Source organism: Streptomyces sp. NL15-2K (assembly GCF_030551255.1).
Lineage (GTDB): Bacteria > Actinomycetota > Actinomycetes > Streptomycetales > Streptomycetaceae > Streptomyces.
Map to the genome: position 1 here is coordinate 1,068,022 of NZ_CP130630.1, position 25,311 is coordinate 1,093,332.

Consider the following 25,311-nt stretch of genomic DNA (forward strand, 5'->3'; position numbering starts at 1 on the left):
ATCCTTTGGCCGCCGCGCGCCCGTGCGGTGGGCTTCGGGTCATGACGGATCACATCCATCGGCAGCGTACAGCGCCCCCGTACGCCGGTCCCGGGCTCATCGCGCTGCTGGCCCTCGCCTGCGGCGTGGCCGTGGGCAACGTCTACTTCCCGCAGGCCGTCAGCCCTTTGGTGGCCACGGGCCTGGGTGTCTCCCCCGGTACGGCCGCCTCGGTGGTGACCGCGACCCAGTTCGGGTACGCGGCCGGGATCTTCCTGCTCGTGCCGCTCGGCGACCGGCTGGCCCCGCGCCGGCTGATCGCCGCCCTGCTCACGCTGACCGGCCTCGGCCTGCTCGCCGCGAGCGTCGCACGGTCCCTGATGCCCCTCGCCGCCGCGTCCGTCCTGGTCGGTCTCACGACGGTGATCGCCCCGTTCGCCGGACCGCTCGCCGCCGGACTCGTGCCCGAGGAACGCCGGGGCGTGGTCGGCGGCACCCTGCTCAGCGGCTCCCTCGCCGGCATGTTGCTGTCCCGTACCGCCGGCGGCGCCCTCGGCGACTGGCTGGGCTGGCGAGCGCCGTACGTGCTGGCCGCGGCGCTCTCCCTGACGGTGGCCGCACTCCTGGCCCGCACCCTGCCGACGACTGCGCCGCCGTCCGCCGAGCGCTACCCGGCACTGCTGGCCGCGCCGCTGCGACTGCTGCGCACCGAACCCGAACTGCGCCGCTCCTGCGTGTACCAGGCCACGGTGTTCGCCGGTTTCTCCGCCGTGTGGACCGGCGTCGCGTTCCTGCTCACCGGCCCGTCGTACGGCATGAGCACGCGGGCGGTCGGGCTGCTCGCCCTGGTCAACGGGGCGACGATGCTGTGCACGCCCCTCGCGGGGCGTCTGGTGGACCGCAGGGGGCCTGATCCGGTCAGCCTCGTGTGCCTTCTCGCGGTCGGTGCGTCGGCGCTGGTCCTGGCCTTCGCCGGTCTCGGTGGTGGGCCCGGGCTCGTCGCCCTGGTCGCCGGCACCCTGCTGCTCGACATCGGCATGCAGTCCGCAATGGTCGCCAACCAGGTGCGGATCTACGCGCTCGGCGCCGACGTCCGCAGCCGGCTCAACACCGCGTACATGACCTGCACCTACCTCGGCGGCACCCTGGGCTCCTGGCTGGGAACGCAAGCCTACGACGGCTTCGGCTGGCCGGGGGTGTGCGCCCTGGTCGCCACGCTCGCCGCAGTGGCTCTCACCCGCCACATGTCTCGCGGGGCGGCGGGCGGGTCCGGACGCCCTGGGGCCGGGCGCCGATCTGCCGAGCCGGGACGGCCGATACAAGGTGACCACCACCACCGCCGCCGCCCAGAACACCTGGGTCCTGGCCCGGGACGGGAACGGATCGTCCGGGGGACGGTTGCGCGACGTCACCCTCGGTGACACCGGGACGCGGCTCGGCTCCTAGTGCCGCGGCAGGCAACGTTTGCCCGTCAAGGAGCGGCGTCCGGCGCGTGCTCTCGGCGTGCCGGGCGCAGTCCCTCGTACTGGATGTACTTGGGTCTGTGCCCGGTGCGGCGAGTGGGGGCACCTCCCACGCCTTTAGGGCAGTGGGGGAGCGTGCCGGGCGTCGCGACGGGGCGAACGTTGCCTGCCGCGGCACTAGCCAGGGCCTGCGTCGAAAGTGGCGCCTGCCGGGACGGACGGGCGCAGGCTGCAACTGGCGGCCGGTCACGCGCGAGGCGGCCACGGGTCGGGGCGTGGAGTTCGACTGCGTGCAGATGCGCGCCGAGGCCGCCCTCGCGACGGAGTGAGCAGCCCCTATGCGACGTGTTCCGTATCGGCGGTCTCCTCCTGCTTCTTCGCCGCCCGCAGGCTGGTGAGGGTGGTGACCGCCAGGACCAGCACGATGAAGCCGAGCGAGAAGGGGATGCTGATCTCCGGGACGTGGACCCCGGACTCGTGCAGCGCGTGCAGGACCAGTTTGACGCCGATGAAGCCGAGGATGATCGACAGGCCGTAGCTGAGGTGGACCAGCTTCTTCAGCAGCCCGCCGATGAGGAAGTACAGCTGCCTGAGGCCCATCAGGGCGAAGGCGTTGGCGGTGAACACGATGTACGGGTCCTGGGTCAGCCCGTAGATGGCGGGGATGGAGTCCAGGGCGAACAGGACGTCGGTGGAGCCGATCGCGAGCATCACGACCAGCATGGGGGTCATGATCCGCTTGCCGTTCTCGGTGATGAACAGCTTGGTGCCGTGGTAGCGGTCGGCCACGCCGAAGCGCTCTTCCGCCATCTTCAGCAGCTTGTTCTCCTCGTACTCCTCTTCGTGCCCTTCCTTGCGGGCGTCCTGGACCAGCTTCCAGGCGGTCCAGATCAGAAAGGCGCCGAAGAGGTAGAACACCCACGAGAAGGCGGAGATGATCGCCGCTCCGGCGGCGATGAAGCCCGCGCGCAGCACGAGGGCCACGATGACGCCGACCATCAGCACCCGCTGCTGGTACTGCGACGGCACCGCGAACTTGCCCATGATCAGGACGAAGACGAAGAGGTTGTCGACGCTGAGCGACTTCTCGGTGATGTACCCGGCGAAGAACTCGCCGGTGGGCCCCGCTCCGCCGAAGAAGTACAGTCCGACCCCGAACACACAGGCGAGGACGACCCAGACGACCGTCCAGGTCCCCGCCTCTCTGATCGACACGTCATGGGGTTTTCTTCCGATGAGGAAGTCCGCGGCGACGAGTGCGCAGAGGGCAGCTATGGTCAGCAGCCATATGGTGACAGAGACGTTCACTGGTACTCCTGGTGCGTGGGGGCATCGACAGCATCGTCAGGACCTTCGATCCCTGCCGCCGACAGCAGGTGAAGAACAGGCCACGTCCTGGTAAAGATCCGCAGGTCACGCGCGGGCGTGTCCGGAAGCCGCCGGGTGCCACCCGCCGTACGGCGGGCAGGTTCCGCCGTACGGCGGCGCCCGGACGGCAGCCGGTACGCGAATCATGACGCCACGAGCCGCCGCGCCCCGCGTGAGGAGAAACCCATGAGTCATGTCCCACCCCCGTTCGACCCGGAGCTCGCCGCCGCCCTGGACCTGATCAAGGACGTACTGTCGCCCGGTCTCGCTCTGGACGAGATCGATGTCGTACGCCAGGGCCCGGCGATCCAGATGCTGGCCGAGCTGGACCTGACCATGGGCGGGTTCTTCGAGGTCGAGGAACGTACGGTTCCGGGGCCCGAGGACGCTCCCGAGATATCCCTGCTGATCTGCCGTCCCGCCGCCCCGCAGGCCGCCGGACCGCTGCCCGTCGTCTACCACGTGCACGGCGGCGGCATGATCCTCGGCACCAACCGCGTCGGCGTGGACGGGCCCCTGGCGTGGGCGAAGGAGCTGGGCGCGGTCGTGGTGTCGGTGGAGTACCGGCTGGCGCCGGAGCATCCGCATCCCGCCCCGGTCGAGGACTGTTACGCCGGCCTCGTGTGGACGGCGGAGCACGCGACGGAGATCGGCGGTGACCCGGAGCGCATCGTCATCGCGGGCGCCAGCGCCGGCGGGGGCCTGTCGGCGGCGCTGGCCCTGCTCGCCCGGGACCGCAAGGGGCCGCGGCCGATCGGCCAGCTGCTGATGTGCCCGATGCTGGACGACCGCAACGACACCCCGTCCTCGCACCAGATGGCGGGCCTGGGCGTCTGGGACCGTACGGCGAACGAGACCGGCTGGACGGCACTGCTCGGCGAGCGGCGCGGCGGTCCGGACGTACCTGCGTACGCGGCACCGGCCCGGGCCGAGGACCTGTCCGGGCTGCCGCCGGCCTTCCTCGACGTGGGCTCCGCGGAGACCTTCCGGGACGAGGTCGTCGCCTACGCCTCACGAATCTGGCAGGCGGGCGGAGTGGCCGAACTGCACGTGTGGCCGGGCGGCTTCCACGGCTTCGACGGCTTCGCCCCACAGGCCGCCCTGTCACAGGCCGCCCGGGCCGCCCAGCTGGAGTGGCTGCGCAGGCTGCTGGGCGGCTGACACCCGTCCCGGGAACGCCGCCTCGGATCGCCCGCGCCGGGACCACTGCAGGAACAATCCCGCCACCCTCCCTCCACCTGAGGCCCCACGGACACCTTCCGGACGCCGCCAGGGCAGAAGCCCGGGGGCGGATGCCGCCACACCGCACCAATGACCCGCCGGCTCCGCCCCACAGGCACCTCTGCCGCAAGCAGCACCAGCCACCCAGCCGGAATGGCCGTTGCCGACTGCAGGGCGGCTGACACCCGTCCCGGGAACGCCGCCTCGGATCGCCCGCGCCGGGACCACTGCAGGAACATTCCCGCCACCCTCCCTCCACCTGAGGCCCCACGGACACCTTCCGGACGCCGCCAGGGCAGAAGCCCGGGGGCGGATGCCGCCACACCGCACCAATGACCCGCCGGCTCCGCCCCACAGGCACCTCTGCCGCAAGCAGCACCAGCCACCCAGCCGGAATGGCCGTTGCCGACTGCAGGGCGGCTGACACCCGTCCCGGGAACGCCGCCTCGGATCGCCCGCGCCGGGACCACTGCCGGAACATCCCCGCCACCCTCCCTCCACCTGAGGCCCCACGGACACCTTCCGGACGCCGCCAGGGCAGAAGCCCGGGCGGATGCCGCCACACCGCACGAATGACCCGCCGGCTCCGCCCCACAGGCACCTCTGCCGCAAGCAGCACCAGCCACCCAGCCGAAGTGGCCGTTGCCGACTGCAGGGCGGCTGACACCCGTCCGGGGAACGCTGCCTCGGGTCGTCCGGGCCGGACGACTGCCGGAACGTTCCGCCAGTCTCCTGGGGTCCTGCGGACGGCTTCCGGACGCGGCGACGCAGAAGCACGTACATGGGCCATCAAGCTGCACAGGTGGCCCGGCGCCTCGCCCCACAGGCCGCCCTGTCGCAGCAGCCCGGGCCGCCCAGCTGGAGTGGCTGCGCAGGCTGCTTGCTCGGCGTCTCACGCCCGTCCGGGAAGCCCTGCCTCGGGTCCGGGTCCGGGACCACTGCCGGAACGTTTCCGCACGTCAGCGGGCCGTCGCGTGCCAGGGGTCCCCGGACGGTGGCCGCATGGCGCACCATGGGGCCTATGAAAGAGCTGGCCGGGCGCCTGACCGCGCTGGATCCGGACGCCGGTGCCGCCGTCCAGGTCATCGCCTACTTCGACCGACTGGCCGAGTCCCGCGCCGGTCTGGAAGCCCTGGTGCGCGGTGCCGCCGTGCTGGCCGGAGTGCCCGCTCGGCTGGTCGACGCCGAGCGGCGGGTGCACGTCCGCGTGGTGGCCGACGGCACGCGCCGGGACACCGCTCTCCCGCCCGATCCGGCCTGGCCGTCAGCGCCCCTGACGCCGGACGGGGCGCCCGCCCTGTGGCTCGAGCGGGCCGAGGCGGCGCCCAGCGTGGTCGACGCGGTGATCCTGGAGCGGGCCGTGGGCGCCATACGACTCGTCCTCGACCGCACCCGGGGCCGGGCGCCCGCCGACGATCCCGCACTGGTCGAGACGGTTCTGGACCCCACGGCACCGGAACCGGCCCGGCTGCACGCGGCCCGGCGGCTGGGCCTGGACCTCGCCGCCCCTGCGCGTGCCCTGGCCCCGCACGACGGCCGGCCCCGGATCTTCCCCGCGCACACCGACGCCGAACCGCCCACCGGGCGCGTGGGGGTCGGCCCTGCCGTGCCGGTGCTCGACCTGCCGGATTCCTGGGCTGCCGCCCGGACCGCCCTGCGCTTCACCGCGGAGGGCACCGCGCAGGACCCCGGCCAGCGCGTGATGTACGCCGATGAGCTCGGCGGCGTCGCCCTGCTGGCCGACCTCGTCGCTCCCGGCGCCGAACCACCGCCCGACGTCCGCGACCTCGAAGCGGCCGCCGCGGCCGCGCCCTGGCTGCTGTCCACCCTGCACGCGGTGGCGTCGACGGCGAGCCTGCGCGCGGCCGCCGCCGAGATCAACGTCCACCACTCCACGCTCCAGGACCGCCTGACCCACGCCGAGCACCTGCTCCGCTGGCCGGTGCGCACGCCTCAGGGCCGGCTCAGACTGCAACTGGCCCTGGCCATGCGGCACTTGGCGCGACCGTAGCGGGGTCGGCCCGGCCCGGCCGCTGCGGTCAGCAGCCGTCAAGCGAAGCCGTCAACCGTCAACCGTCAACGGAACTCGTGTACGACTTGGATCTCGCCGACGATGTGGGCGTTGAACTCGTCGAGTTCCTCGGCCGGCACCCACAGTTCGAGGATCGTCCGCCCGCCCGCCTGCTGGACGGGGTATCGGCTCAGGAACTCCGCGTCGACCTCGAAGCGGGTGACGAAGCCCGCGCCGTCGTGCTTGACGTTCCAGTCCCGGGCGATCCGCACCGCGTAGTCCTCGTCGAGAACCGGGTAGAAGATCGGCTGCTCGGGCAGCCGCGGCGGCCAGGCGCGCCAGTTCAGCTCGCGGACCAGGTCCAGCTCCTTCGGCCCGGTGGGGCGCCAGAGGGTCGTGGTCGCTCGCCGGGCACTCATGGAATCGCTCTCCGATCTCAAAGGGTTGCGAAGAAGATGCTTGCATACGCGCTCTACGCGCACCCGCTGGAAGTTTCAAAGATGCCTTATCCTGGACGACAGTCACCTCGGGACGGAGGAGCAGGCTCCATGACCGCCACAGACCCGGCGCTGACCGCCCTCGCGCAGGGCTGGTGCGCCCTGTCCCTGCTGCACGGGAAGATCGAGGCCCACATCGAGCGCGCTCTGCAGGCGGGCCACGACCTGAGCGTGCGCGAGTACTCCCTGCTGGACGTGCTCAGCCGCCAGCACGACGGAGTGGGCGGCCATCTGCAGATGAAGCAGGTCGCCGACGCGGTCGTCCTGAGTCAGAGCGCGACCACCCGCTTGGTGACCCGCCTCGAGGACCGCGGGCTGCTGTCCCGCTATCTGTGCCCCACGGACCGCCGCGGCATCTACACCGACGTCACCGAGGCGGGCCTCGAGCTGCTCGGAGAGGCCCGTCCCACGAACGAGGCCGCCCTGCGGGAGGCACTCGACGAGGCCGCCCGCAATCCCGAGCTCGCCCCGCTCGTACGAGCCGTGGAGACCTTGCGCGTCCCCGCCTGAGACCCCGGGCACGTCGACGTGGCCGGGGTCGCGGAAGAGGCGTGAGCCTCAGCGCTCGCCGACCGTCAGCACCAGCTTGCCGCGGGTGTGGCCGTCGCGGCTGATGCGCCAGGCCTCCGCGGCCTCGGACAGCGGCAGCGCCCGGTCGATGTGCACGGTCAGCCGCCCCTGGTCGGCCAACTCGGCGAGCGCCGCCAGATCGGCCGGGTCGGGGCGCACCCACACGTAGTGGCCGCCCTTCTCCAACGCGTCCGTGTCGACGATGGACGCCACCCGCTCGGGACTCTTCAGGACCTGCCGCGAGACGCCCACCGCTTCGCCGCCGACGAAGTCGAGCGCCGCGTCGACGCCGTCCGGGGCCAGCGCGCGGATCCGGTCGACGAGCCCGTCGCCGTACGTCACGGGCTCGCCTCCCAGCTCACGCACGAAGTCGTGGTTGCGTTCGCTCGCGGTTCCGATGACGCGGGCGCCGAGCGCGGCGGCGATCTGGACGCCGAACATGCCGACCCCGCCGGCCGCAGCGTGGACCAGGACGGTCTCGCCGGCGCCGACACCGACACGCTTGGCGGACTGGTAGGCGGTCAGGCCGGCCAGCGGCACTCCGGCGGCCTGCTCCCAGGTGAGCGAGGCCGGCTTGCGCGCCAGCAGGCGCACGTGTGCGGAAACCAGTTCGGCGTAGGTGCCGAGCTGCACGGAGTCCTTGCGGACGTAGCCGTACACCTCGTCGCCGGGCGCGAACTCCTCCACGTCCAGTCCCACCCGCTCGACGACTCCGGCCACGTCCCAGCCGGGGATCATCGGGAAGCGCGTCTCCATGAGGGCGTCGAGGAGTCCCTCACCGAGCTTCCAGTCCACCGGGTTCACACCGGCGGCCTTCACGCGGACGAGAACCTCGCCGGGGGCGACCTTCGGGTCCGGGTGGTCCGTCAGTTTCAGATCTTCGGGCTGACCGTACTGCTGCAGTGTCATGGCCTTCATACCTTCCATGTAACCACACGCGTTTGCATATAGCCCGCGCCTGCAATTATTGTCTTCGCTCGTAAACATCGCACGCAATCCAACCCTCGCACACAACCGCATGGAAGGCGCACACCATGCCCCTCGCGCTCCTGGCCCTCGCCATCGGGGCTTTCGGTATCGGCACCACCGAGTTCGTGATCATGGGCGTTCTGCCCGAGGTAGCCGACGACTTCGGCGTGTCGATCCCCACCGCCGGCTGGCTCGTCTCGGGCTACGCCCTCGGCGTCGTCTTCGGCGCACCCCTGCTGACCGTCCTGGGCACGAAGGTCTCCCGCAAGAAGATGCTCATGTCCCTCATGGGCCTGTTCGTCCTCGGCAACGCGGTGTCCGCGTTCGCTCCGTCCTTCGGCGTGATGCTCGTCGGCCGGGTCGTCGCCTCGCTCGCCCATGGCGCCTTCTTCGGCATCGGCTCCGTGGTCGCCGCCGATCTGGTCGCACCGCAGAAGAAGGCCTCGGCCATCTCGCTGATGTTCATGGGGCTGACCGTCGCCAACATCGTCGGCGTCCCGCTGGGCACCTACATCGGCCAGGCCGCGGGCTGGCGCGTCACCTTCACCCTCGTCGCCGCGCTCGGCGTCGTCGGCCTGCTCGGTGTGGCCGGGCTCGTGCCCGAAGCGGGCCGCCCCGAGACCGCGGACGTCCGCGCCGAGTTCGCCGCCTTCCGCAACGTACAGGTCTGGCTGGCGATGGCGATGACGGTCCTCGGCTACGGCGGTGTGTTCGCCGCGATCACCTACATCACGCCGATGATGACCGAGGTCGCCGGTTACTCGGCCGGGGCGGTCACCTGGCTACTGGTCCTCTTCGGCGCGGGCATGTTCCTGGGCAACCTGGTGGGCGGCCGGTTCGCCGACCGCGCCCTGATGCCCATGCTCTTCACCGCCCTCGCCGCGCTGTCCCTGGCCCTGCTGCTGTTCACGGCCACCGCTCACGACAAGGTGCTCGCCGCGATCACCCTCACGCTGATCGGCGCGCTGGGCTTCGCGACCGTGCCGCCGCTGCAGAAGTGGGTGCTCGACCAGGCCTCGGCGGCCCCCACGCTGGCCTCCGCCGCCAACATCGGCGCCTTCAACCTCGGCAACGCGCTGGCCTCCTGGCTCGGCGGCCTCGTCATCACCGCCGGCCTCGGCTACACGTCGCCCAACTGGGTGGGCGCACTCCTCGCCGGCACCGCGCTACTGCTGTCCTTCCTCGCGGCGTCCCTCGACCGCCGTGGCCGGTCGGCCGCCGGGCGGGTCGTGGCGAAGTCCGAGGGGGCCGAGCCGGCCGACACGTCCGCGAGCGTGCCTACCGCCGTACGGCACTGATCCGTACCCGCACGGCCACGGCGTCGCCCCCGAGCGGGACCACGATCTCGCCGAGGCAGCCCTCAAAGCCCTGAGCAGCGGAAAGCACAGGTGAGGGGGCCGGGCCGGCGTTGACAGCCTCTCGGATCCGGCCGTACAAATGGGCCGCATGAGCGTTCCGCAGCTCCAGCTGCCCCTGTCCGGGATCACGGTGGTCAGCCTGGAGCAGGCCGTGGCCGCTCCCTACGCCACCCGACAACTCGCCGACCTCGGCGCCCGGGTGATCAAGGTGGAGCGGCCGGGCGACGGGGACTTCGCACGCCGTTACGACACGACCGTCCACGGCCACTCCAGCTATTTCGTCTGGCTCAACCGCTCCAAGGAGTCCCTCACGCTGGACCTCAAGGACCCGCGGGGCCGCGAGATCCTGCACCAACTCCTGGGCGGTGCCGACGTGTTCGTCCAGAACCTCGCGCCGGGAGCGGCGGCCCGGCTCGGCCTCGGCGTCGACGTCCTCGCCGAGCGGTACCCGCGGCTGATTCCGTGCACGATCTCCGGTTACGGCACCTCCGGCCCGTGGGCCGACCGCAAGGCGTACGACCTGCTGGTGCAGTGCCAGACCGGTCTGGTGTCGCTGACCGGAACCGCCGAGGAGACCGCCCGGGTCGGGATCTCCGTCGCCGACATCGCCGCGGGGATGTACGCCTACAGCGGTGTCCTCACGGCGCTGTACACACGGGCCACCACCGGCACGGCGCACCCGGTGGAGGTGTCCCTGTTCGAGGCGCTGGCGGAGTGGATGGGCCAGCCGGCCTATTACACGCGGTACGGCGGCACCCAGCCCCCGCGCCTGGGCACCCAGCACGCGACCATCGCGCCGTACGGCGCCTACACCGCCGCCGACGGCAAGGACGTGCTGTTCTCCATCCAGAACGAGCGCGAGTGGGTCGCCCTGTGCACCCGCTTCCTCGGCCGGCCGGAACTGGCCGACGACCCGCGCTTCGCCACCGGTTCCGACCGCGTCGCCCACCGCGAGGAGCTCAACGCCGTCGTCGCCGAACGCGTCGCCCGCTCCGGCGCCGAGGAGATCCTCGAGGACCTGGAGGGGATCGGCATCGCGTGCGCGGGGGTGAACGACATCGCCGCGTTCCTCGACCATCCGGTCCTGGCCGCCCGCGACCGCTGGCGCGAGGTGGGCGTGCCCGGCGGCGCCCTGGTGCGGGCGCTGCTTCCGCCGGCCGACCTGGCGGGACTGTCCGCCCGTATGGACCCCGTACCGGCGGTCGGCGAACACACCGATGCGATCCTCGCGGAACTCGGCCGCACCGACGACGACATCGAGGCGCTGCGCGCCGCCGCGGTGATCTGACCGCTTCCCGCGCGGGAGCCGGTTCAGCCGACCATGTCCTGAGGGACCGTCAGGTGGTCATGGGCGTACAGGCGCGTCAGGGCCGCCGGGTCTTCCTTGGCGCAGGCATCGGCCACGGTGTCGACGAGTTCGTCGTACTCGGGCCCCGTCCTGCCCTCGTAGGCCTCGGTCATACGGCCCCACTCGTCCCAGTTCAGCATCTCCCGCTTGCACAGCGCGGCCAGATCGCGAACGGCGTTGCCGCTGATCTCGGCGGGCCCCCAGGCGTGATCGGTGCCGGCCGTCCCGAACGTGTGCGGGTCGACCAGACCGCGCCGGTACCGCAGCCAGGCCTCGCCCCCGGTCAGGAACTCGCCCGGCGCGAGGTCGTCGGGGTGTGCGACGTAGTCCTTGTCCAGATGCTCGGTGTCGACGCGCACCCAGCGGTGCTCGTCGGCGTTCCAGTACTCGGTGATCCAGTGATCGAAGCCGCGCCCCTCCACGAAGTAGGTGCCGAAGCCGCAGCGGGCCCGGGAGGGGATTCCCCGCGCGCGCAGCACCGCGCAGGCGAGGGTGGCGAAGTGGCGGCAGGTGCCCACCACCCGCTTCTCGGGCGTCCGGGCCCGGTGCAGCGGGGCGGCGTCGAGCACGCTCAGCGCCGCGACCAGCTCGCTCACCGGGCGGATGTTCTTCTCCGCGATCCGGCTCTCCGGAACGCCGAGTCGGGTGGCGTCGTACGGCTGGATGAACAGTGTCCCTACGGCGGCGCAGATGCCGACCGGATCGTCCGGCAGCCCTTCCAGCAGGTCCAACTGCTCGGTGCGGAGGCGGGTGAGAGGTCCGGGCCGGGAGTGGTCGAGCAGGTCATCCGTCATGGTCGGGGATGGTAACGGGCCGGACTGACAATGCGGGCCGCTCGGCGGGCAGTCGGCCGTGCAGGCAGCTGATCGACCGGGTCGCCCACCGGTGCGCAGCCCTACCAGGGCAGTGGGCCGTCCGCGTCGAAGTAGCCCCCGGTGGGGCCGTCGGCGCCCAGCTGGGCCATGCGTACGATGATCTCGGCGCCCTCCTCGACGGTCTGCGTGCCCGTGTTGCCGTTCAGGTCCGTCGCGGTGAAGCCGGGCTCCACGGCGTTGATGCGCATGGCCGGGAACGCCTTCGCGTACTGCACGGTGATCATGTTGACCGTGGCCTTCGAGGCCGGATAGGCGACGCCCGGGTAGGCGTACGCCGGTGTGTTCAGGTCGGAGACCGCGGTCAGCGAGGCCAGGCCGCTGCTGACGTTGACCACGACCGGCGACGCCGAACGCCGCAGCAGTGGCAGGAACGCGTGGGTGACGCGGACCACGCCGAAGACGTTCGTGTCGAAGACCGTGCTCATCTGGTCGGCGGTCACATCGGCGGCGCCGATCACGGTGTTGCCCTCTCCCCTCGCCTCTATTCCGGCGTTGTTGACCAGGACGTCGAGCCCACCGTCGGCCTCGACGCTCTTCGCCGCGGCCTCGACGGAGGCGTCGTCGGTGACATCGAGGTGGAGGAACCGGGCGCCGAGTCGCTCGGCGGCCCGGCGTCCGCGTTCGGCGTTCCGGCTTCCGACGTAGACGGTGTGACCTGCTGCGACGAGTCGGCGGGCGGTCTCGAAGCCCAGCCCCTTGTTCGCTCCGGTGATCAGTGTTGTCGTCATGCACCCAGCCTCCGGCGCCGCGGCGCGATCAGCCAGGAGACGCCTCTTCCTGGGACTGCGGGTACCAGGCACGTGCCCGGCGGACGGTGTTCACTGGGGGCATGACGGCGACGGAACTCGGACAGGCCCTGCGGCGCTGGCGCGACCGTGTGGCCCCCGAGACGGCCGGACTGCCCACCGGCGGCCACCGGCGCGCGGCCGGGCTGCGGCGTGAGGAACTGGCCCTGCTGGCCGGGATCTCCGTCGACTACGTCACCCGCCTCGAACAGGGCCGGGCGACGAACCCGTCCGGGCAGATCGTCGAGGCCCTGGGCCGGGCCCTGCGACTGTCGGGGGACGAGCGCGCCCATCTGTTCCGGCTGGCCGGGCTGGTCCCGCCGGGTCCGGAAACCGTGCCCGGGTACATCACGCCCAGCGTCCAACGGCTGCTCGACAGGCTGGTGGACACCCCCGTCGGTGTCTCCGACGCGGCCATGACCCTGCTCCTGGCCAACCCGATGTACGCGGCGCTGATGGGCGATCCGTCCGGCCGGCGCGGCTTCGAACGCAACGGCGTGTGGCGCAACTTCCACGGTGCGCCCACCCGGGTGCGGCACACACCGGAAGAACAGCGGGCCTTCGAGGTCGGCATGGTCGCCGAACTGCGCGCGACCGCCGCCCGCTATCCCGCCGACAAGGAACTGCGCCGCCTGATCGCCGAGTTGCGCACCACCAACGAGCGGTTCGCCGAACTGTGGGACGCGGGCGTCGTCGGCCGGCTCGAATCGTCGCGCAAGACGATCGAGCACCCGCACGTGGGCACGCTGACGCTGGACTGCGACCTGCTCAGGGTGACGGGCAGTGACCTGCACCTCCTGGTCTACACGGCCGAACCCGGCACCGAGGACGCCGAGCGCCTGGAGCTGCTCGCCGTCCTCGGCACCCAGACGCTCGTCGGCTAAGGCCGTTCCTCCGCGAGGACCTTGACGTCCCAGGCGCCCAGGGGAACCTCGTCGGCATAGGTGGCATCCGACAGCACGTCCCGTACGGCCGCCGGAACGGGCACCGTCACCGGCTGCCACGACCAGTTGTGCAGGAAGCGGACCCGGCGGCCGTCCCGTGCGGTGGCCGCGGTCGAGGTGATGCTCGGGTGGGTCGGGCGCCAGGCGTGGGCCGGGGCGGCCCACGCCAGCAGGGCGCGGGCGAAGGCGGGATCGGGGACGGTGCCGACGTGGGTGATCCGTCCGGCGCCGTGCCGGTGGGTGGTGGCGGCGGGCCAGCGGCCGAAGTGCGGGTGTTCGTACGTGGCCAACTCCTCGGCGCCTTGCGGCTGGAGGCCGTCGGCCCAGTGCAGGGCACGGGCCTCGGGCGGGAGCGGCAGGGTTGCCGTGCCGGTCACGGTCAGCGGTTCGCCGAGGTTGCTGAACTCGTCGTACGTCACGCCGGCCGCCTCGGCCAGACGAGCGGGCTGCGCGTCGGTGCGTGCCCTGGCCTCGGTGTCGCCGTAGGCCGTGCGAGGGCCCAGCACCAGGTGGCCGCCCGCCTCGGCGTAGGCCTTCAGCCGGTCGAGGGTCTCGTCGTCGGCCGCGTAGAAGCCTGGCGCGACCAGCACGGGAGGCAGTTCGCTGTCCGGCAGTTGGCCGGGGTGGAGGACGCGAGCCTGGAGGCCGGCGTCGAAGGCGCCCCGGTAGAAGGCGTCGAAGATCCTCTCGTACGACCGCCCGTCCGGACCTCCGTCGGCGGTGGCCAGCGGCGGCTGGGCCTGGAGCGCCCACTTGCTGGGACCGTCGTACAGGAAGGCCACGTCCGCGTCCGGGGTGAGGGAGGCCACCAGGTCACCCGCCGTCTCCAACTCCTGGCCCAGCGCGGCGAGTTCGCGGTACACACGGCCGGGGCGTCCGTTGTGCGGGAGGATGCCGCCCCAGTAGGTCTCCGCCCCGAAGTGCAGGGTGTGCCAGTGCCAGTACTCGATCATCGAGGCGCCCCGGGAGATCAGCGCCCAGGCGGCCTGGCGCCACTGGCCGTCGTAGGCCGGGCGGTTGTTCCAGGGATAGCTGATGGCCTGCGCGTTGGTCTCCGTCACCAGGAAGGGCTCCTGGCGGGAGGCGTACATGCGGTCGGCGCTGCGGTACAGCGCCCAGGTGCCGTTGGTCGTCCAGTCCTGGCCGGATCGACCCCGGTCGGGCAGTTCCAGGGCGTCCTGCATCGTGTAGTAGGGGTTGCCGGCCGTGACGTCGAGCCGCTCGGTCAGCTTGTCGTCCTCGACGCCCGGGCGGTCGTAGGAGATGCAGGTGGTGACGAACTGGCCGGGGCGGGCGTACTCGCGCACGATCTCCGCCTGCCCGGCGATGAACTCGGTGACGAGCTTCGCCTGGAAACGCCGCCAGGCCAGGTCGTACTGCGGCTGGACGTTGCCGTCCGGGGTCCACAGGTCGGCCCAGGTGGACAGCCGGTGCGACCAGTAGACCAGGCCCCACTCGCGGTTGAGGGTCTCCACGTCCCCGTACCGGTCGCGCAGTTCGTCGGTGAAGCGCTGGAAGACGCCGTGGTTGTGGAGGAGATGGAGGCCGGGTTCGTTGTCGACCTGGTAGCCGATCACAGCCGGGTGGTCGGCGTACCGGGCGACGATCTTCCGGATGATCCGCTCGGCGTGGAAGCGGAACGCCGGGTGGGTGATGTCGACCTCCTGCCGGGCGCCCCAGCCGATGCGCTCACCGGTGCGCCCCTCCCCCGCGATCTCCGGGTACTGCCGGGCCAGCCACGGCGGCACCGCGTACGTCGGCGTCCCGAGGATCACGGAGATGCCCCGCTCGTGCGCCCCGTCCAGGACCGGCTGCAGCCAGTCGAGGTCGAAGCGGCCGCTCGTAGGCTCCCAGGTCGACCACACGGACTCGCCGACCCGGATCACGGTGAAGCGGGCCTCGGCCATCTGGTCGAGGTCGTCCTTCAGTCGGTCGTACGGCTGGTACTCGTGGTAGTAGGCGGCGCCGAACAGGACTCGGCGAGGAAGCTCGAACATCCTTCTCCTAACGAGGGTTGAGTGATCGTCAGCCCTTGACCACACCCGTGGACAGGCCTTCGAGGAGCTGCTTGCGCAGCAGGACGAACAGGGCGACGGCGGGGACGACGGCGATGACGGCTCCGGCGAGCACGAGGTCGTACTGCCGCTGTTCCGACACGAACAGGGTCTGCAGGCCGAGCGGCAGGGTGTACTGGGAGCTGTCGGAGACCAGCACCAGCGGCCACAGGAAGCTGTTGTAGCTCTGCAGGAACTGCCACACGGCGAGCGCGCCGAGCGAGGGCCGCAGCAGGGGCAGCACGATGGTCCGGAAGATGCCGAACTCGCTCGCCCCGTCGATGCGGGCGGCCTCCAGCACGGAGTCCGGGACGGACTGCACGATGTACTGCTGCATCATGAAGATCCCGAACGCGGGCGCCACCCAGGGCACGATCAGCGCGAACCACGGGCTGCCCAGGCCGGTCTTGACCAGGATCACGAACAGCGGCACGAGGATCACCGCGAACGGGATGGACAGCGAGCTGAACATCACGCCGAACAGCAGCCGTTTGCCGGCGAAGCGGAACTTGGCGAAGCCGTAGCCGGCCAGCGCGCAGACGAAGACGGACACGGTGGTGGCGACGAGGGCGACCACCGTGCTCATCAGGAACCAGCGCCAGAACGGCTGCCCGGAGAACAGGCGCTGGTAGTTGTCGAGGGTGAACGGGTCGGGGATCGGCTGCGGCGGGTAGGCGAAGATGTCGCCGCGCGGCTTGAACGAGCCGCTCAGCGCCCACAGCAGCGGGGCGAGGAAGGCCAGGAGCAGCAGGACCAGTACGCCGTAGAGAGGCACACGTGTGCGCGTCATGAGGTGGCCCTCCCGATGCCGAGGAGACGGTTGAAGAGCTGGCTGAGGCCGAAGACGAGGACGAACAACACCACGGCCGCGGCGGCCGCGTAGCCGAACTGCTGGCGCTGGAAGGCGGCCCGGTAGATGAACATCGTCACCGAGAGGGTGGACTCGGCCGGTCCGCCGCCGGTCAGCAGGTACGGCTCCTCGAAGATCTGGGCAGCGCCGATGAAGGAGGTGACGACGACGAACGCCGTCACCGGCTTCAGCGCCGGAAGGGTGACGGTGGTGAAGACGCGCAGACGTCCGGCACCGTCGAGCGCGGCGGCCTCGTACAACTCCCTCGGCACGTTCTGGAGTCCGGCGAGGAAGAAGACGGTGAGGTAGCCCGTCCAGCGCCACAGCATGACCAGGGCGATGCTCACCTTGGCCAGGCTCGGATCGCCGAGCCAATCGACGCCGCCGGTGCCGAATAGGGCGCGCAGCACCGAGTTGATGAGGCCGAATTGCCGGTCGAACAGCAGGCCGAAGATGAGCGCGACGAGGATCGGGGAGACGACGATCGGCACGAAGTAGGCGGTGCGCCACAGATCGCGGGCGCGCAGACCGCGGGTGTTGAGGACCTGGGCGATCAGCAGGGCCGGCGGGACGACGACACAGACCGCGACGAGCACGAAGACGGCCGTGTTGCCGAGGGCCCGGTGGAAGCTGATGTCGGTGAGCAGGAGGCGGTAGTTGCGCAGGCCCACCCAGTGCGGGGTGCCGAGTCCGACCCATTCGGTCAGGCTCAGCCACAGCGAGACCACGACCGGGACCAGCATGAACAGGACGTAGAGGAGATAGAAGGGCGAGATGAAGAGGTACGGCGCCCAGGGTCCGCGCGGGCGGTGAGCGGTGTCGGCCGGCCCCTTGCGCTCGTCGGCTTTGCGGGCCCGGCCCGCGATGGCGGTGGTCATGGGGTCCTCCTAGCGGCCGGCCTGGTCGCGGTAGTCGGCTGCGGTCTGCTTCAGCGCCTGGCGCGGGGTGAGGTCGCCGCGGTAGGCGCGCAGGAGGTTGCCGGCGAGGACGTCGAAGAGGATCGACTGGTCGGGGCTCTGGTAGAAGGGCGGCACGTCCGGCAGCAGCGAGCGGTAGAGACTGAAGAGTCGCTGCCCGCCGCAGAAGTCGTCCTTCGTGGCGTTGAGGCCGGGATCCTCGTACACGGAGCGGCGCGTGGGCAGATAGCCGGTCTCGGTGAAGCGGCGTACCTGGCCCTCGTGGGTGAGCCAGGTGGTGAACAGGAAGTCGATGGCCGCCTGGGTGTTGGCCTTGTCCTTGATGACGCCGAAGCCGGTGCCGCCCGCCGCGGCGGTCACCCCGCCGCCCTTGGTGAACCGGGGCAGGGCCTTCACCCGCCACTTCCCCTTCTGCTCGGGCACGTTGGCCACCAGGCCGTAGTTCTTGTACCAGATGGCCATGGGCAGGCCGATGACCTTGTTGGCCTTGAGGGCGGCCTGCATCGCGGCCCCGTAGTAGTCGGAGATGTCGATGACGAAGCCGGTGCGCAGCCCCTCGCACAGGAAGCGCAGCACCTCCTCGGCCTCCGGCGAGTCGAGCACCAGGTTCTGGTCGGCGTCGAAGAAGGCGCCGCCGCGCTGGTAGAGCAGCATCTGGAAGGACTGCACGAGCTGTCCGGGGTCGCTGCCCAGGGTGGAGACGACGCACAGCGAGGCGCCGTGGTCCTTGTGCACGCGGGCGCCGAGTTCGGCGAACTCCTCCCAGGTCGGGGTGTCCTTGGGGAGGTTCCACCGGGTGAACAGGTCGTCGCGGTAGTAGTAGACGACCATCGGGGTGTCCGAGTCGAGGGCGTAGACCTCGTCGTCCTTGCTGTAGGGGGCGATGCGGGCGGGCAGCAGGTCGTCCTCGAGACCGGGTACGGCGGCGATGTCGGGGGTGAGGTCGTGCAGCAGGCGCGGGGCGATGTCGCCGCGCAGCATGCGCGGGAAGCTGCCGATCTCGAAGCCCACCGTGTCGGGTGTGCCGCGACCGGCGACGGCCTGGGCGAGGAGCTTGGTGACGAGGTCGGGGGCCGCGGCGCGGGTGACCTTCAGGTGGTAGCGGAAGTCGGTGAGCCGGTCGGCCTCGGGGATGCCCTTGCGGAAGAAGGCCTCGTATCCGGGGTCGTGGGTCCACAGGGAGAGCGTCACGTCCCCCGAGGTGCGGGCGGTGGTGCTTTCGCCTCCGCAGGCGGCCAGTGCGGCGGTCGCGCCGAGGCCGAGGGCGCCGCGCAGCAGGGCGCGCCGGGGCGGGTGCGGTGGGAATGCGGATGGTGCTGGGGTGTACACACGTGACTCCTCACGTGGTGCGGCTACGGGGGGGGCGCGTGCGGCGGCCGTCCCGGGCGGCGCACGCGGGCAGGGCGGACCGGGCCCGCGGCGGGTGCCGCGGGCCGTGCCGCCGACGGTTCAGCGGTACGGAGGGATGGGTGCGGTCAGCTCAGTGGGGTCAGCGTGGGGGTGGGGCCGGGGTCGCGGACCGGCCCGGTGGAGGACCGTACGGTCAACTCGACCGCGAGGTCGGGCTGTTCGGGCGGGCCGGGGCGGCCCTCGATCATGGCGATCAGCACGTCCACGGCCCGCTCGGCGACGGCGGTGAAGTTCTGTCGGACGGTGGTCAGGGGCGGTGAGAGATAGGCGGCGGCGGGGATGTCGTCGTAGCCGACGACGCTGATGTCGCCGGGGACGGACAGGCCCGCCTCGGCGAACGCCCGCAGCGCGCCGAGCGCCATGTCGTCGTTGGCGGCGAACACGGCGGTGACGTCGGAGAGTTGGGCCAGCTGTCGGCCGGCCGCGTACCCGGAGGCGGGGCTCCAGTCTCCCTCGGCCGGCAGCGGTGGCTCGGGGGCTCCGGCTGCGGCGAGCGCCTCGCGCCAGCCGCGGGTCCGGTCGCGGGCGGCCCACCAGTCGTGCGGGCCGGGGATGTGCCAGACGGTGCGGTGGCCCAGCGAGAGCAGATACTCGGTGGCCGTCCGGGCGGCGGCGACCCCGTCGGCGCCGACGACGGCGCCCGGTCCGTGGGTGAGTTCCACGCCCTCGCCGAGGCTGACCACCGGCACATCCCCGCCGACTCTCAGCGGCGTGCCGTCGTCGATGGGCTCGGACAGCACGATCCCGTCCACGCCCTGCTCCAGCAGCGCCTCCACGGCGACCGAGGCGGGCTGGCCCTCCAGGGTGCCGGCCAGGGCGAAGGAGTATCCCGCCCGCTGCATCGCCCGTTCCAGAGCGATCAGCAGCGTCGAGGGACCGTACAGCGCGGTGCCCAGCGAGACGACGCCGATCCGCCGGTAGCGGCCCAGGAGCAGGGCGCGGGCGGCGTTGTTCGGACGGTAGTCCAGTTCGCGGATCACCCGGAGCACGCGGTCGCGCACCTCCGGGCTGACGTGCGGTTCGCCGTTGACGACGCGCGAGACCGTCTTCTGCGAGACGCCGGCGGCCCGCGCGACCTCGGTCATCCCGGGCCCGCGCCGACGGCGCCCGGAACCGCCCGGAGTCCCCTCGGCTCTGGTGGTCGCCATGTGCTCTCCCAGGTGTCCGCGACGTCGACCACGCAGTCACCCCGCACCGAGAGCAGGCACTCGGGAAGCAGCGGATGACTACGTAGTCAGGACAGTGACAGGGGCCCTGGGCTCGCGTCAATGGTCGGTACGGCATCGAGTTGAGCGCGTGACGACGGAGGCGGCCGTCGACACGCGCTCACCGCTCGTCAGAGACCGTAGCGGCTCTTCAGATGGCGCCAGAAGTCACGGAACATCCACTTGTCGAACTCCGTGATCCGATCAGCGCTGCCCGCCTTCATCAAGAAGCAGCACTGGCCCGTCGGAGTCCAGTCGTAGAAGTCGTCGAGGCCGAAGGTGTGGCCGACTTCGTGCAGGTAGATGTGGATGTTCTCCTGGTTCAGCGTGCCGGTGAAGTACTCCTGGCCGACCCGCTGACCCCAGTCGCCGCCGGCGCCGCCCTGGAATCCCTTGGTCAGCCACAGCGACTGGTCGTAGTGGCGGGCCGCGCCGCCCGGGCACTTCGAGTAGTTGCCGTCCTGGTGGAAGAAGCGGCCGCAGTCCGGCGAGCACTGCGGGGCACCGCCGCCGTCGAGGTTTCCGGCGTAGATGTCGACGGAGTTGTCGGTCCACTGCAGGGTCGAGCGGTTCTTCACCGCCCAGCCGACGATGTTGACCGGCACGCTGGTGTACGGCCAGGCGTTGTGCCCCTTGCCGCCCTCCACCATGGCCGCCGTCCACTTGCCGAACTGCTTCTTCAGCGCCGCGTGGATCCGGTCGCGCAGGGCGGCGCTGACAGGTGCGTCGGACTCCCAGCGGACGCAGTAGTTGACGCTGCCCTTGTTGGCCATGATCTGGTCCCAGCCGTAGTTCCGGAAGCCGTAGAGGTTCGGGTAGGTCGACTCGACGTGGTTCCAGACCTGGTTCAGCGGCTGGACCAGGTTGGCGGGCGGATTCCAGTCATCGGCGGCCTGCGCCGGGGACGCCGCCAGGCCGGGCCCCGCGATCAGCGCGGCCAGCGCGGCGAGGACGGCGACCAGGCGCGCGAATAAGGTGCGCATGGTGAACTCCCTTGGTGGGGGATGGGATTCCACCCACAGGTCGCCACCGAAGCCGCCAAGGTTGCCGTGTCCCTGTCATCTCATGGGGCGCGATACTGCGACGCCGCGACACCCGAAAGGCTCAACCCTCCGCGGTCGTGTGCAGCGCGGCGAGCACGTCCTCGTCCGACAGCTGATCGAAATCCTCGTACCAGAGGCCGACGGCCATGAACGCGGCCGGCTGGTACAGGCAGACCACCTCGTCGGCCTCGCCGCTCAGCAGGTCCGCCGCCTCCGGCGAACACACCGGCACGGCCAGCACGATCCGCCCGGGCTCCCGGCGCCGTACCGAACGCACCGCGGCAAGGGCCGTGGAGCCGGTCGCCAGCCCGTCATCGACCACGATCACGGTACGTCCCCGCAGGTCGAGGGCGGGACGGCCCTGCCGGTAACGCTGCTCGCGGCGGCGGAGTTCCGCGCGTTCCCGCTCGACCGTCCTGGCGAGCGAGGCTTCGCTGAGGCCCAGCCGGTCGAGGGCGTACTCGTCGAACATGGGCTCACCGTCGACGGCGATCGCGCCCACTGCGAGCTCCGGCTGGAACGGGGCGCCGATCTTCCGTACGACGAGGACGTCGAGCGGGGCGTCCAGCGCCCGGGCCACCTCCTGAGCCACGGCCACCCCGCCCCGGGGCAGGGCGAGCACGACGGGGTCCGGCAGGGTGCCCTGCTCCTGTCGGCTCCGCAGTTGTCCGGCCAGTCGCCGACCGGCCTGTGTACGGTCACGGAACTGCATCGCGGCTGCCACTCCTTTCACACGCGGGAGTGAGCCCTCGGGATACCGCACCCGCGTACCCCTCCCGCGCCGGTCGATAACTCGGCCGCGGCCTTCAGACGGTCGTCGCACCACCGCCGTGCGGCGTCGGCGACCTGCTCCAGCGCACCGGGCTCCTCGAACAGGTGAGTGGCACCGGGCACGACGTGCAGGGTGTGCGGGGCGTGCAGCCTGCGCGCGGCCTCCTGGTTGAGCCGCAGCACCTCGTGGTCCCGGCCGCCGACGATCAGCAGCACCGGTGCCCGTACGGCGTCCAGGGCGTCCCCGGCCAGATCGGGCCGTCCGCCCCGCGACACCACGGTCAGCACCCGATCGGGCCGCTCCGCGGCGGCGGCCAGGGCCGCGCCCGCGCCGGTGCTGGCCCCGAACAGGGCGACGGGCAGATTCCTGGTGTCCGACCGGTCCCCGAGCCAGTCGATCGCGGCCACCAGGCGGCGGGCCAGGAGGGGGATGTCGAAGCGGTGCTCGCCCGTCGACGCGTCACGCCGCTCCTCCCGTGCCGTGAGCAGGTCGATCAGCAGGGTGCCGAGGCCGGCGGTGCGGAGTTGGGCGGCGACCGCGCGGTTGCGGGGACTGAGCCGGGAACTGCCGCTGCCGTGGGCGAACAGCACCACCCCGCGCGCGGACGCCGGGACGGCCAGGTCGCCCGCCAGTTCCGCGCCATCGGCCGGCACCGTCACCGACTGGGAGATCATCTGCCTCATCTCCTTCCGCGATACGGACGTCAGCGTTTCTGGTCTGCCTGGATTTTTTACCTGGATCGTTTGCCTGGATTGTTTGCCTGGATTGTCATGGATTGCTAGGGGTCTCTCCGGCCGCGTACCCGACCCCGACGGGGGTACTCCGGATCACATGGCTGACATGGACCTCAAAAGCAGCGCGTTCAACGATCACTCCTTCATCGCGCGCGAGTACGCGTACGAGGGCGAGAACGTCTCCCCGCCCCTGACGTGGAGCGGCGCCCCGGACGACGCGGCCGAACTGGTGCTGCTCTGCGAAGACCCCGACGCGCCGTCGGGCACCTTCGTGCACTGGATCGTGGTCGGCATCGATCCGCACAGCGACGGCGTCGAGCCGGGCCAGAGCCCGCCCGGCGGCACCGAACTCGTCAACGGCTACGGCGAACGCGGCTGGGGCGGACCACATCCGCCGCCCGGGGACGAGGCACACCGCTACTTCTTCCGCCTCTACGCCCTAGCGGAACCGTGCGTCCTGCCCGACGCTCCCGGCGCCGACGAGGTGCACCGGGCCATCGAGAAACAGCAGCTCGCCAGCGGCACGCTCGTGGGGCTGTACCAACGCTGACCGCCGCCCGTCCGGGGCGCGCTCACGCTGCGGAGTGCCGCCCCGCCCGCCCCTTGTCCAGGAAGCGGCGCAGACGCGTCCGGGGCCAGGTGTTGATCACGTCGTCCTTGGTGAGCCAGCCCCGCTGTGCCGTGCCGACGCCGTAGCGCATGTTGGCCAGGTGGAGAGTGGCGTGGGCGTCGCTGTCGACGGCGAACCTCACCCCGTGCCGCCGGGCCCGCAGGATGTCCTCGTCGCGCAGGTCGAGGCGGTCCGGGTGGGCGTTGATCTCCAGCGCGGTGCCGGTGCGCGCGCAGGCGGCGAAGACCGCGTCGAGATCGGCGTCGATGCCCGGCCGCTTGCCCAGGATGCGGGTGGTGGGGTGGCCGATGATGTTGACGTACGGGTTCTCGCAGGCCCGCACGATCCGGCGGGTCAGCGCCTCGCGCCCCTGGCTGAAGTGCGAGTGCACCGAGGCCACGCACAGGTCGAAGCCGGCCAGGAACTCGTCCGGCCAGTCCACGTCGCCGTCGGGACCGATGTTCAGCTCCGCACCGTGCAGCAGCCACATGCCACCGCGCCCGCCGCGTTCGCCGTACGTGCCGTCGAGCTCGCGCACCTGTTCACGCTGGGCCAGCATCCGCTCGTCGGTCATGCGCTGCATGTACATGTCCGGGCCGTGATCGGTGATCGCGTAGTAGGCGTATCCGCGCTCCGCGGCCGCCCGGACCATCTCCTCCAGCGGGGCGAGGCCGTCGGTGAGGTCGGTGTGCGTGTGCAGGTCGCCCCGGATGTCCGCCTCCGTCACGAGGTCGGGCAGCTCGCCGTGGAGACCGGCCTCGATCTCGCCGCGGTCCTCGCGCAGGGTCGGCGGGATCCACGGCAGGCCGAGCCTGGCGTAGACGTCCTCCTCCGTCTCGGAGACGATCTTCTCTCCGCTCTCGACGTCGAACAGCCCGTACTCGGAGAGCTTCAGCCCCTGGTGCACGGCCAGTTCGCGGGTGCGGATGTTGTGCGCCTTGCTCCCCGTGAAGTACTGCAGCGCCGCTCCCCAGGAGTCCGGTGGGACGACGCGCAGGTCGACGGAGAGGCCCTTGGTGGTGCGGACCGATGTCTTCTTCTCACCGTGCGCGATGACCTCCGAGACGTACGGCAGCTCGCTGAAGGCCCGCATCAGCGGCGCCGAGCTCCCGGCCGCGGCGAGCACATCGATGTCGCCGATCGTCTCGCGGAAGCGGCGGAGCGAGCCGGCGTAGGTGCACCGCCGGCAGCCGGTGACCCGGGACAGCGCGGCGACGACGTCGTCGGCGAGGTCCAAGGCGGCGTCGAGCAGGACGCGGTCCCCGGAGGACTGGAGGAGTTCGATGCCGTGAAGGATGTTCTCCTCGGTCTTCGGTCCGAAGCCCTTCAGGTCGCGCAGCCGTTCCTCGTGGATGGCGTCGGCCAGTTCCTCGACCGAGGAGATGCCCAGTTCCTCGTAGAGCACGCAGGCCTTCTTCGGGCCGAGCGTGGGGATGGCCGTCAGCCGCCGGACACCGGCGGGGATCCTGGCCCGCAGTTCCTCGACCGCGGACACGCTGCCGGCGCGGAAGTACTCGACGATCTTCTCGGCGATCGACTTGCCGACGTTGGGAATCTCCTGCAGGCCCTTGACGTCGAGCGTGGACACGTCGGCGTGGTGGCCGCCGATCGCACGGGCAGCCTTTTCGTAGACGCGTGCCTTGAACGCGTCTCCTCCAGTGATCGAGATCAGGTCCGCGTATTCCTGGAACAGCGCGGCGACCTCGTCGTTGGAACGAGCCACACCTCCAGGGTAGGCAGGGCCGGGGCGGAGGGCGGAATCGACCTGCTTCAGCCCGTCTTCCACCCCCGGCGCGTGTCGATCCGCTCCCACTCCGCGGCCCATTGGTCCAGACGCCGCTGGTCCAGCCTCAGGCGCAGCACCCAGGCGGCGCACAGCACCACGCCGCTCACGCCCATCGCCGCCAGCACGCCGCCCGAGACCGCGTGCAGCCGGGTCTCCCCCTCGCTGAGGGGCTCGGCCGTGATGTTGCCCTTGCCGTCCGTCCAGACGGTCACCGTGCGTCCGGCCGGAGTCTTGGGCAGCACCCTGGCTTCGTCCGTATGCGTCCGGCCGTCCGGCGCGGTCCAGCGCACCGTGGCCCATACCCGGTAATCGGCCGGCGCCCGTGAGGAGACCCCGTCCTCCGCGTCCTCGACGAGCACGGCCGACACCTCATGGCTCTGCGCCCACTGCCGCTCGGCCGCCGACTCGACCTCAGCGGCCGTCGCGAGGCCCGCGAACACGCCGCCGACCAGGGCGAACACCCAGGCGGCGAGCACAATCCACGCCTCGAGGAGGTCGCAGCGCCGCCGGAGCGGGTTCCGCCGCCACCGCCACAGCCGTAC

General features: G+C 71.3%; 23 protein-coding genes. 8 read left to right on the top strand and 15 right to left on the bottom strand.

The window, feature by feature from the left end; genetic code table 11:
* The first annotated feature begins 41 nt into the window (after positions 1-41).
* Positions 42-1,400, top strand: coding sequence for an MFS transporter (locus Q4V64_RS04470; protein WP_124437263.1), 1,359 nt, complete (start codon positions 42-44; stop codon positions 1,398-1,400).
* Between the two features lie 378 nt (positions 1,401-1,778).
* Here the strand turns inward: Q4V64_RS04470 and Q4V64_RS04475 are convergent, their stop codons facing one another.
* Positions 1,779-2,750 carry a TerC family protein gene (locus Q4V64_RS04475; protein WP_124437264.1) on the bottom strand — a complete coding sequence of 324 codons (972 nt, stop codon included), beginning with the start codon at positions 2,748-2,750 and terminating at the stop codon, positions 1,779-1,781.
* 246 nt (positions 2,751-2,996) lie between these two features.
* Between Q4V64_RS04475 and Q4V64_RS04480 the strand changes: the two genes are divergently transcribed.
* Both Q4V64_RS04480 and Q4V64_RS04485 read left to right on the top strand, forming a co-directional pair.
* Positions 2,997-3,971 (top strand): alpha/beta hydrolase, encoded by a 975-nt coding sequence (locus Q4V64_RS04480; RefSeq protein WP_124437265.1) that lies wholly within the window; start codon positions 2,997-2,999, stop codon positions 3,969-3,971.
* A gap of 1,081 nt (positions 3,972-5,052) precedes the next feature.
* Positions 5,053-6,042 (top strand): helix-turn-helix domain-containing protein, encoded by a 990-nt coding sequence (locus Q4V64_RS04485; protein WP_124437266.1) that lies wholly within the window; start codon positions 5,053-5,055, stop codon positions 6,040-6,042.
* 65 nt (positions 6,043-6,107) lie between these two features.
* Here Q4V64_RS04485 and Q4V64_RS04490 read toward each other — a convergent pair whose 3' ends face one another.
* Positions 6,108-6,461: a hypothetical protein gene (locus Q4V64_RS04490; RefSeq protein ID WP_124437267.1), complete on the bottom strand. Its 354-nt coding sequence runs from the start codon at positions 6,459-6,461 to the stop codon at positions 6,108-6,110.
* 129 nt (positions 6,462-6,590) lie between these two features.
* Here Q4V64_RS04490 and Q4V64_RS04495 point away from each other — a divergent pair, with 129 nt between their 5' ends.
* A complete protein-coding gene (locus tag Q4V64_RS04495; RefSeq protein ID WP_124437268.1) occupies positions 6,591-7,049 on the top strand; it encodes a MarR family transcriptional regulator in 459 nt (152 codons plus the stop codon).
* A 48-nt stretch (positions 7,050-7,097) separates the two neighbouring features.
* Here the strand turns inward: Q4V64_RS04495 and Q4V64_RS04500 are convergent, their stop codons facing one another.
* On the bottom strand, positions 7,098-8,027 hold the full coding sequence (locus Q4V64_RS04500; RefSeq protein WP_124437269.1) for an NADP-dependent oxidoreductase: 930 nt from the start codon (positions 8,025-8,027) through the stop codon (positions 7,098-7,100).
* 116 nt (positions 8,028-8,143) lie between these two features.
* Here Q4V64_RS04500 and Q4V64_RS04505 point away from each other — a divergent pair, with 116 nt between their 5' ends.
* Both Q4V64_RS04505 and Q4V64_RS04510 read left to right on the top strand, forming a co-directional pair.
* Complete coding sequence (locus Q4V64_RS04505) at positions 8,144-9,376, top strand: MFS transporter (RefSeq protein WP_124437270.1); 1,233 nt, start codon at positions 8,144-8,146, stop codon at positions 9,374-9,376.
* 148 nt (positions 9,377-9,524) lie between these two features.
* On the top strand, positions 9,525-10,724 hold the full coding sequence (locus Q4V64_RS04510) for a CaiB/BaiF CoA-transferase family protein (RefSeq protein WP_124437271.1): 1,200 nt from the start codon (positions 9,525-9,527) through the stop codon (positions 10,722-10,724).
* A 23-nt stretch (positions 10,725-10,747) separates the two neighbouring features.
* Here the strand turns inward: Q4V64_RS04510 and Q4V64_RS04515 are convergent, their stop codons facing one another.
* Both Q4V64_RS04515 and Q4V64_RS04520 read right to left on the bottom strand, forming a co-directional pair.
* Positions 10,748-11,578, bottom strand: coding sequence for a transglutaminase-like domain-containing protein (locus Q4V64_RS04515; protein WP_124437272.1), 831 nt, complete (start codon positions 11,576-11,578; stop codon positions 10,748-10,750).
* 101 nt (positions 11,579-11,679) lie between these two features.
* Positions 11,680-12,387: an SDR family NAD(P)-dependent oxidoreductase gene (locus tag Q4V64_RS04520; RefSeq protein WP_124437273.1), complete on the bottom strand. Its 708-nt coding sequence runs from the start codon at positions 12,385-12,387 to the stop codon at positions 11,680-11,682.
* Positions 12,388-12,488: 101 nt separating this feature from the next.
* On the opposite strand from Q4V64_RS04520, the gene Q4V64_RS04525 reads away from it, so the two are divergent.
* The gene (locus Q4V64_RS04525; RefSeq protein ID WP_124437274.1) at positions 12,489-13,328 is read left to right on the top strand and encodes a helix-turn-helix transcriptional regulator; all 840 of its coding nucleotides are present in this window, start codon (positions 12,489-12,491) and stop codon (positions 13,326-13,328) included.
* Here the strand turns inward: Q4V64_RS04525 and Q4V64_RS04530 are convergent.
* The 8 genes from Q4V64_RS04530 to Q4V64_RS04565 form a co-directional block, all read right to left on the bottom strand.
* A complete protein-coding gene (locus Q4V64_RS04530) occupies positions 13,325-15,385 on the bottom strand; it encodes a beta-galactosidase (protein WP_124437275.1) in 2,061 nt (686 codons plus the stop codon). The two genes, Q4V64_RS04525 and Q4V64_RS04530, sit on opposite strands and share 4 nt — an antisense overlap.
* A 28-nt stretch (positions 15,386-15,413) precedes the next feature.
* Positions 15,414-16,232: a carbohydrate ABC transporter permease gene (locus Q4V64_RS04535; protein WP_303708978.1), complete on the bottom strand. Its 819-nt coding sequence runs from the start codon at positions 16,230-16,232 to the stop codon at positions 15,414-15,416.
* Positions 16,229-17,170: a sugar ABC transporter permease gene (locus Q4V64_RS04540; protein WP_253266688.1), complete on the bottom strand. Its 942-nt coding sequence runs from the start codon at positions 17,168-17,170 to the stop codon at positions 16,229-16,231. Before Q4V64_RS04540 ends, Q4V64_RS04535 begins: the two co-directional genes overlap by 4 nt.
* A 9-nt stretch (positions 17,171-17,179) precedes the next feature.
* Entirely contained in the window at positions 17,180-18,538 is a 1,359-nt protein-coding gene (locus Q4V64_RS04545) for an extracellular solute-binding protein (protein ID WP_124437277.1), read from the bottom strand.
* A 146-nt stretch (positions 18,539-18,684) separates the two neighbouring features.
* A complete protein-coding gene (locus tag Q4V64_RS04550) occupies positions 18,685-19,704 on the bottom strand; it encodes a LacI family DNA-binding transcriptional regulator (protein ID WP_253266699.1) in 1,020 nt (339 codons plus the stop codon).
* 251 nt (positions 19,705-19,955) lie between these two features.
* Entirely contained in the window at positions 19,956-20,807 is an 852-nt protein-coding gene (locus Q4V64_RS04555; protein ID WP_124437279.1) for a hypothetical protein, read from the bottom strand.
* Between the two features lie 121 nt (positions 20,808-20,928).
* Entirely contained in the window at positions 20,929-21,579 is a 651-nt protein-coding gene (locus Q4V64_RS04560) for a phosphoribosyltransferase (RefSeq protein WP_124437280.1), read from the bottom strand.
* Positions 21,580-21,596: 17 nt separating this feature from the next.
* Positions 21,597-22,313, bottom strand: coding sequence for an alpha/beta family hydrolase (locus tag Q4V64_RS04565; RefSeq protein WP_124437281.1), 717 nt, complete (start codon positions 22,311-22,313; stop codon positions 21,597-21,599).
* A 157-nt stretch (positions 22,314-22,470) separates the two neighbouring features.
* Here Q4V64_RS04565 and Q4V64_RS04570 point away from each other — a divergent pair, with 157 nt between their 5' ends.
* Positions 22,471-22,923 (top strand): YbhB/YbcL family Raf kinase inhibitor-like protein, encoded by a 453-nt coding sequence (locus Q4V64_RS04570; RefSeq protein WP_124437282.1) that lies wholly within the window; start codon positions 22,471-22,473, stop codon positions 22,921-22,923.
* Between the two features lie 22 nt (positions 22,924-22,945).
* On the opposite strand, the gene polX is transcribed toward Q4V64_RS04570, so the two are convergent.
* Positions 22,946-24,706: a DNA polymerase/3'-5' exonuclease PolX gene (gene polX, locus Q4V64_RS04575; RefSeq protein ID WP_124437283.1), complete on the bottom strand. Its 1,761-nt coding sequence runs from the start codon at positions 24,704-24,706 to the stop codon at positions 22,946-22,948.
* 47 nt (positions 24,707-24,753) lie between these two features.
* Complete coding sequence (locus Q4V64_RS04580; RefSeq protein WP_303708983.1) at positions 24,754-25,245, bottom strand: hypothetical protein; 492 nt, start codon at positions 25,243-25,245, stop codon at positions 24,754-24,756.
* Positions 25,246-25,311 lie beyond the last annotated feature (66 nt).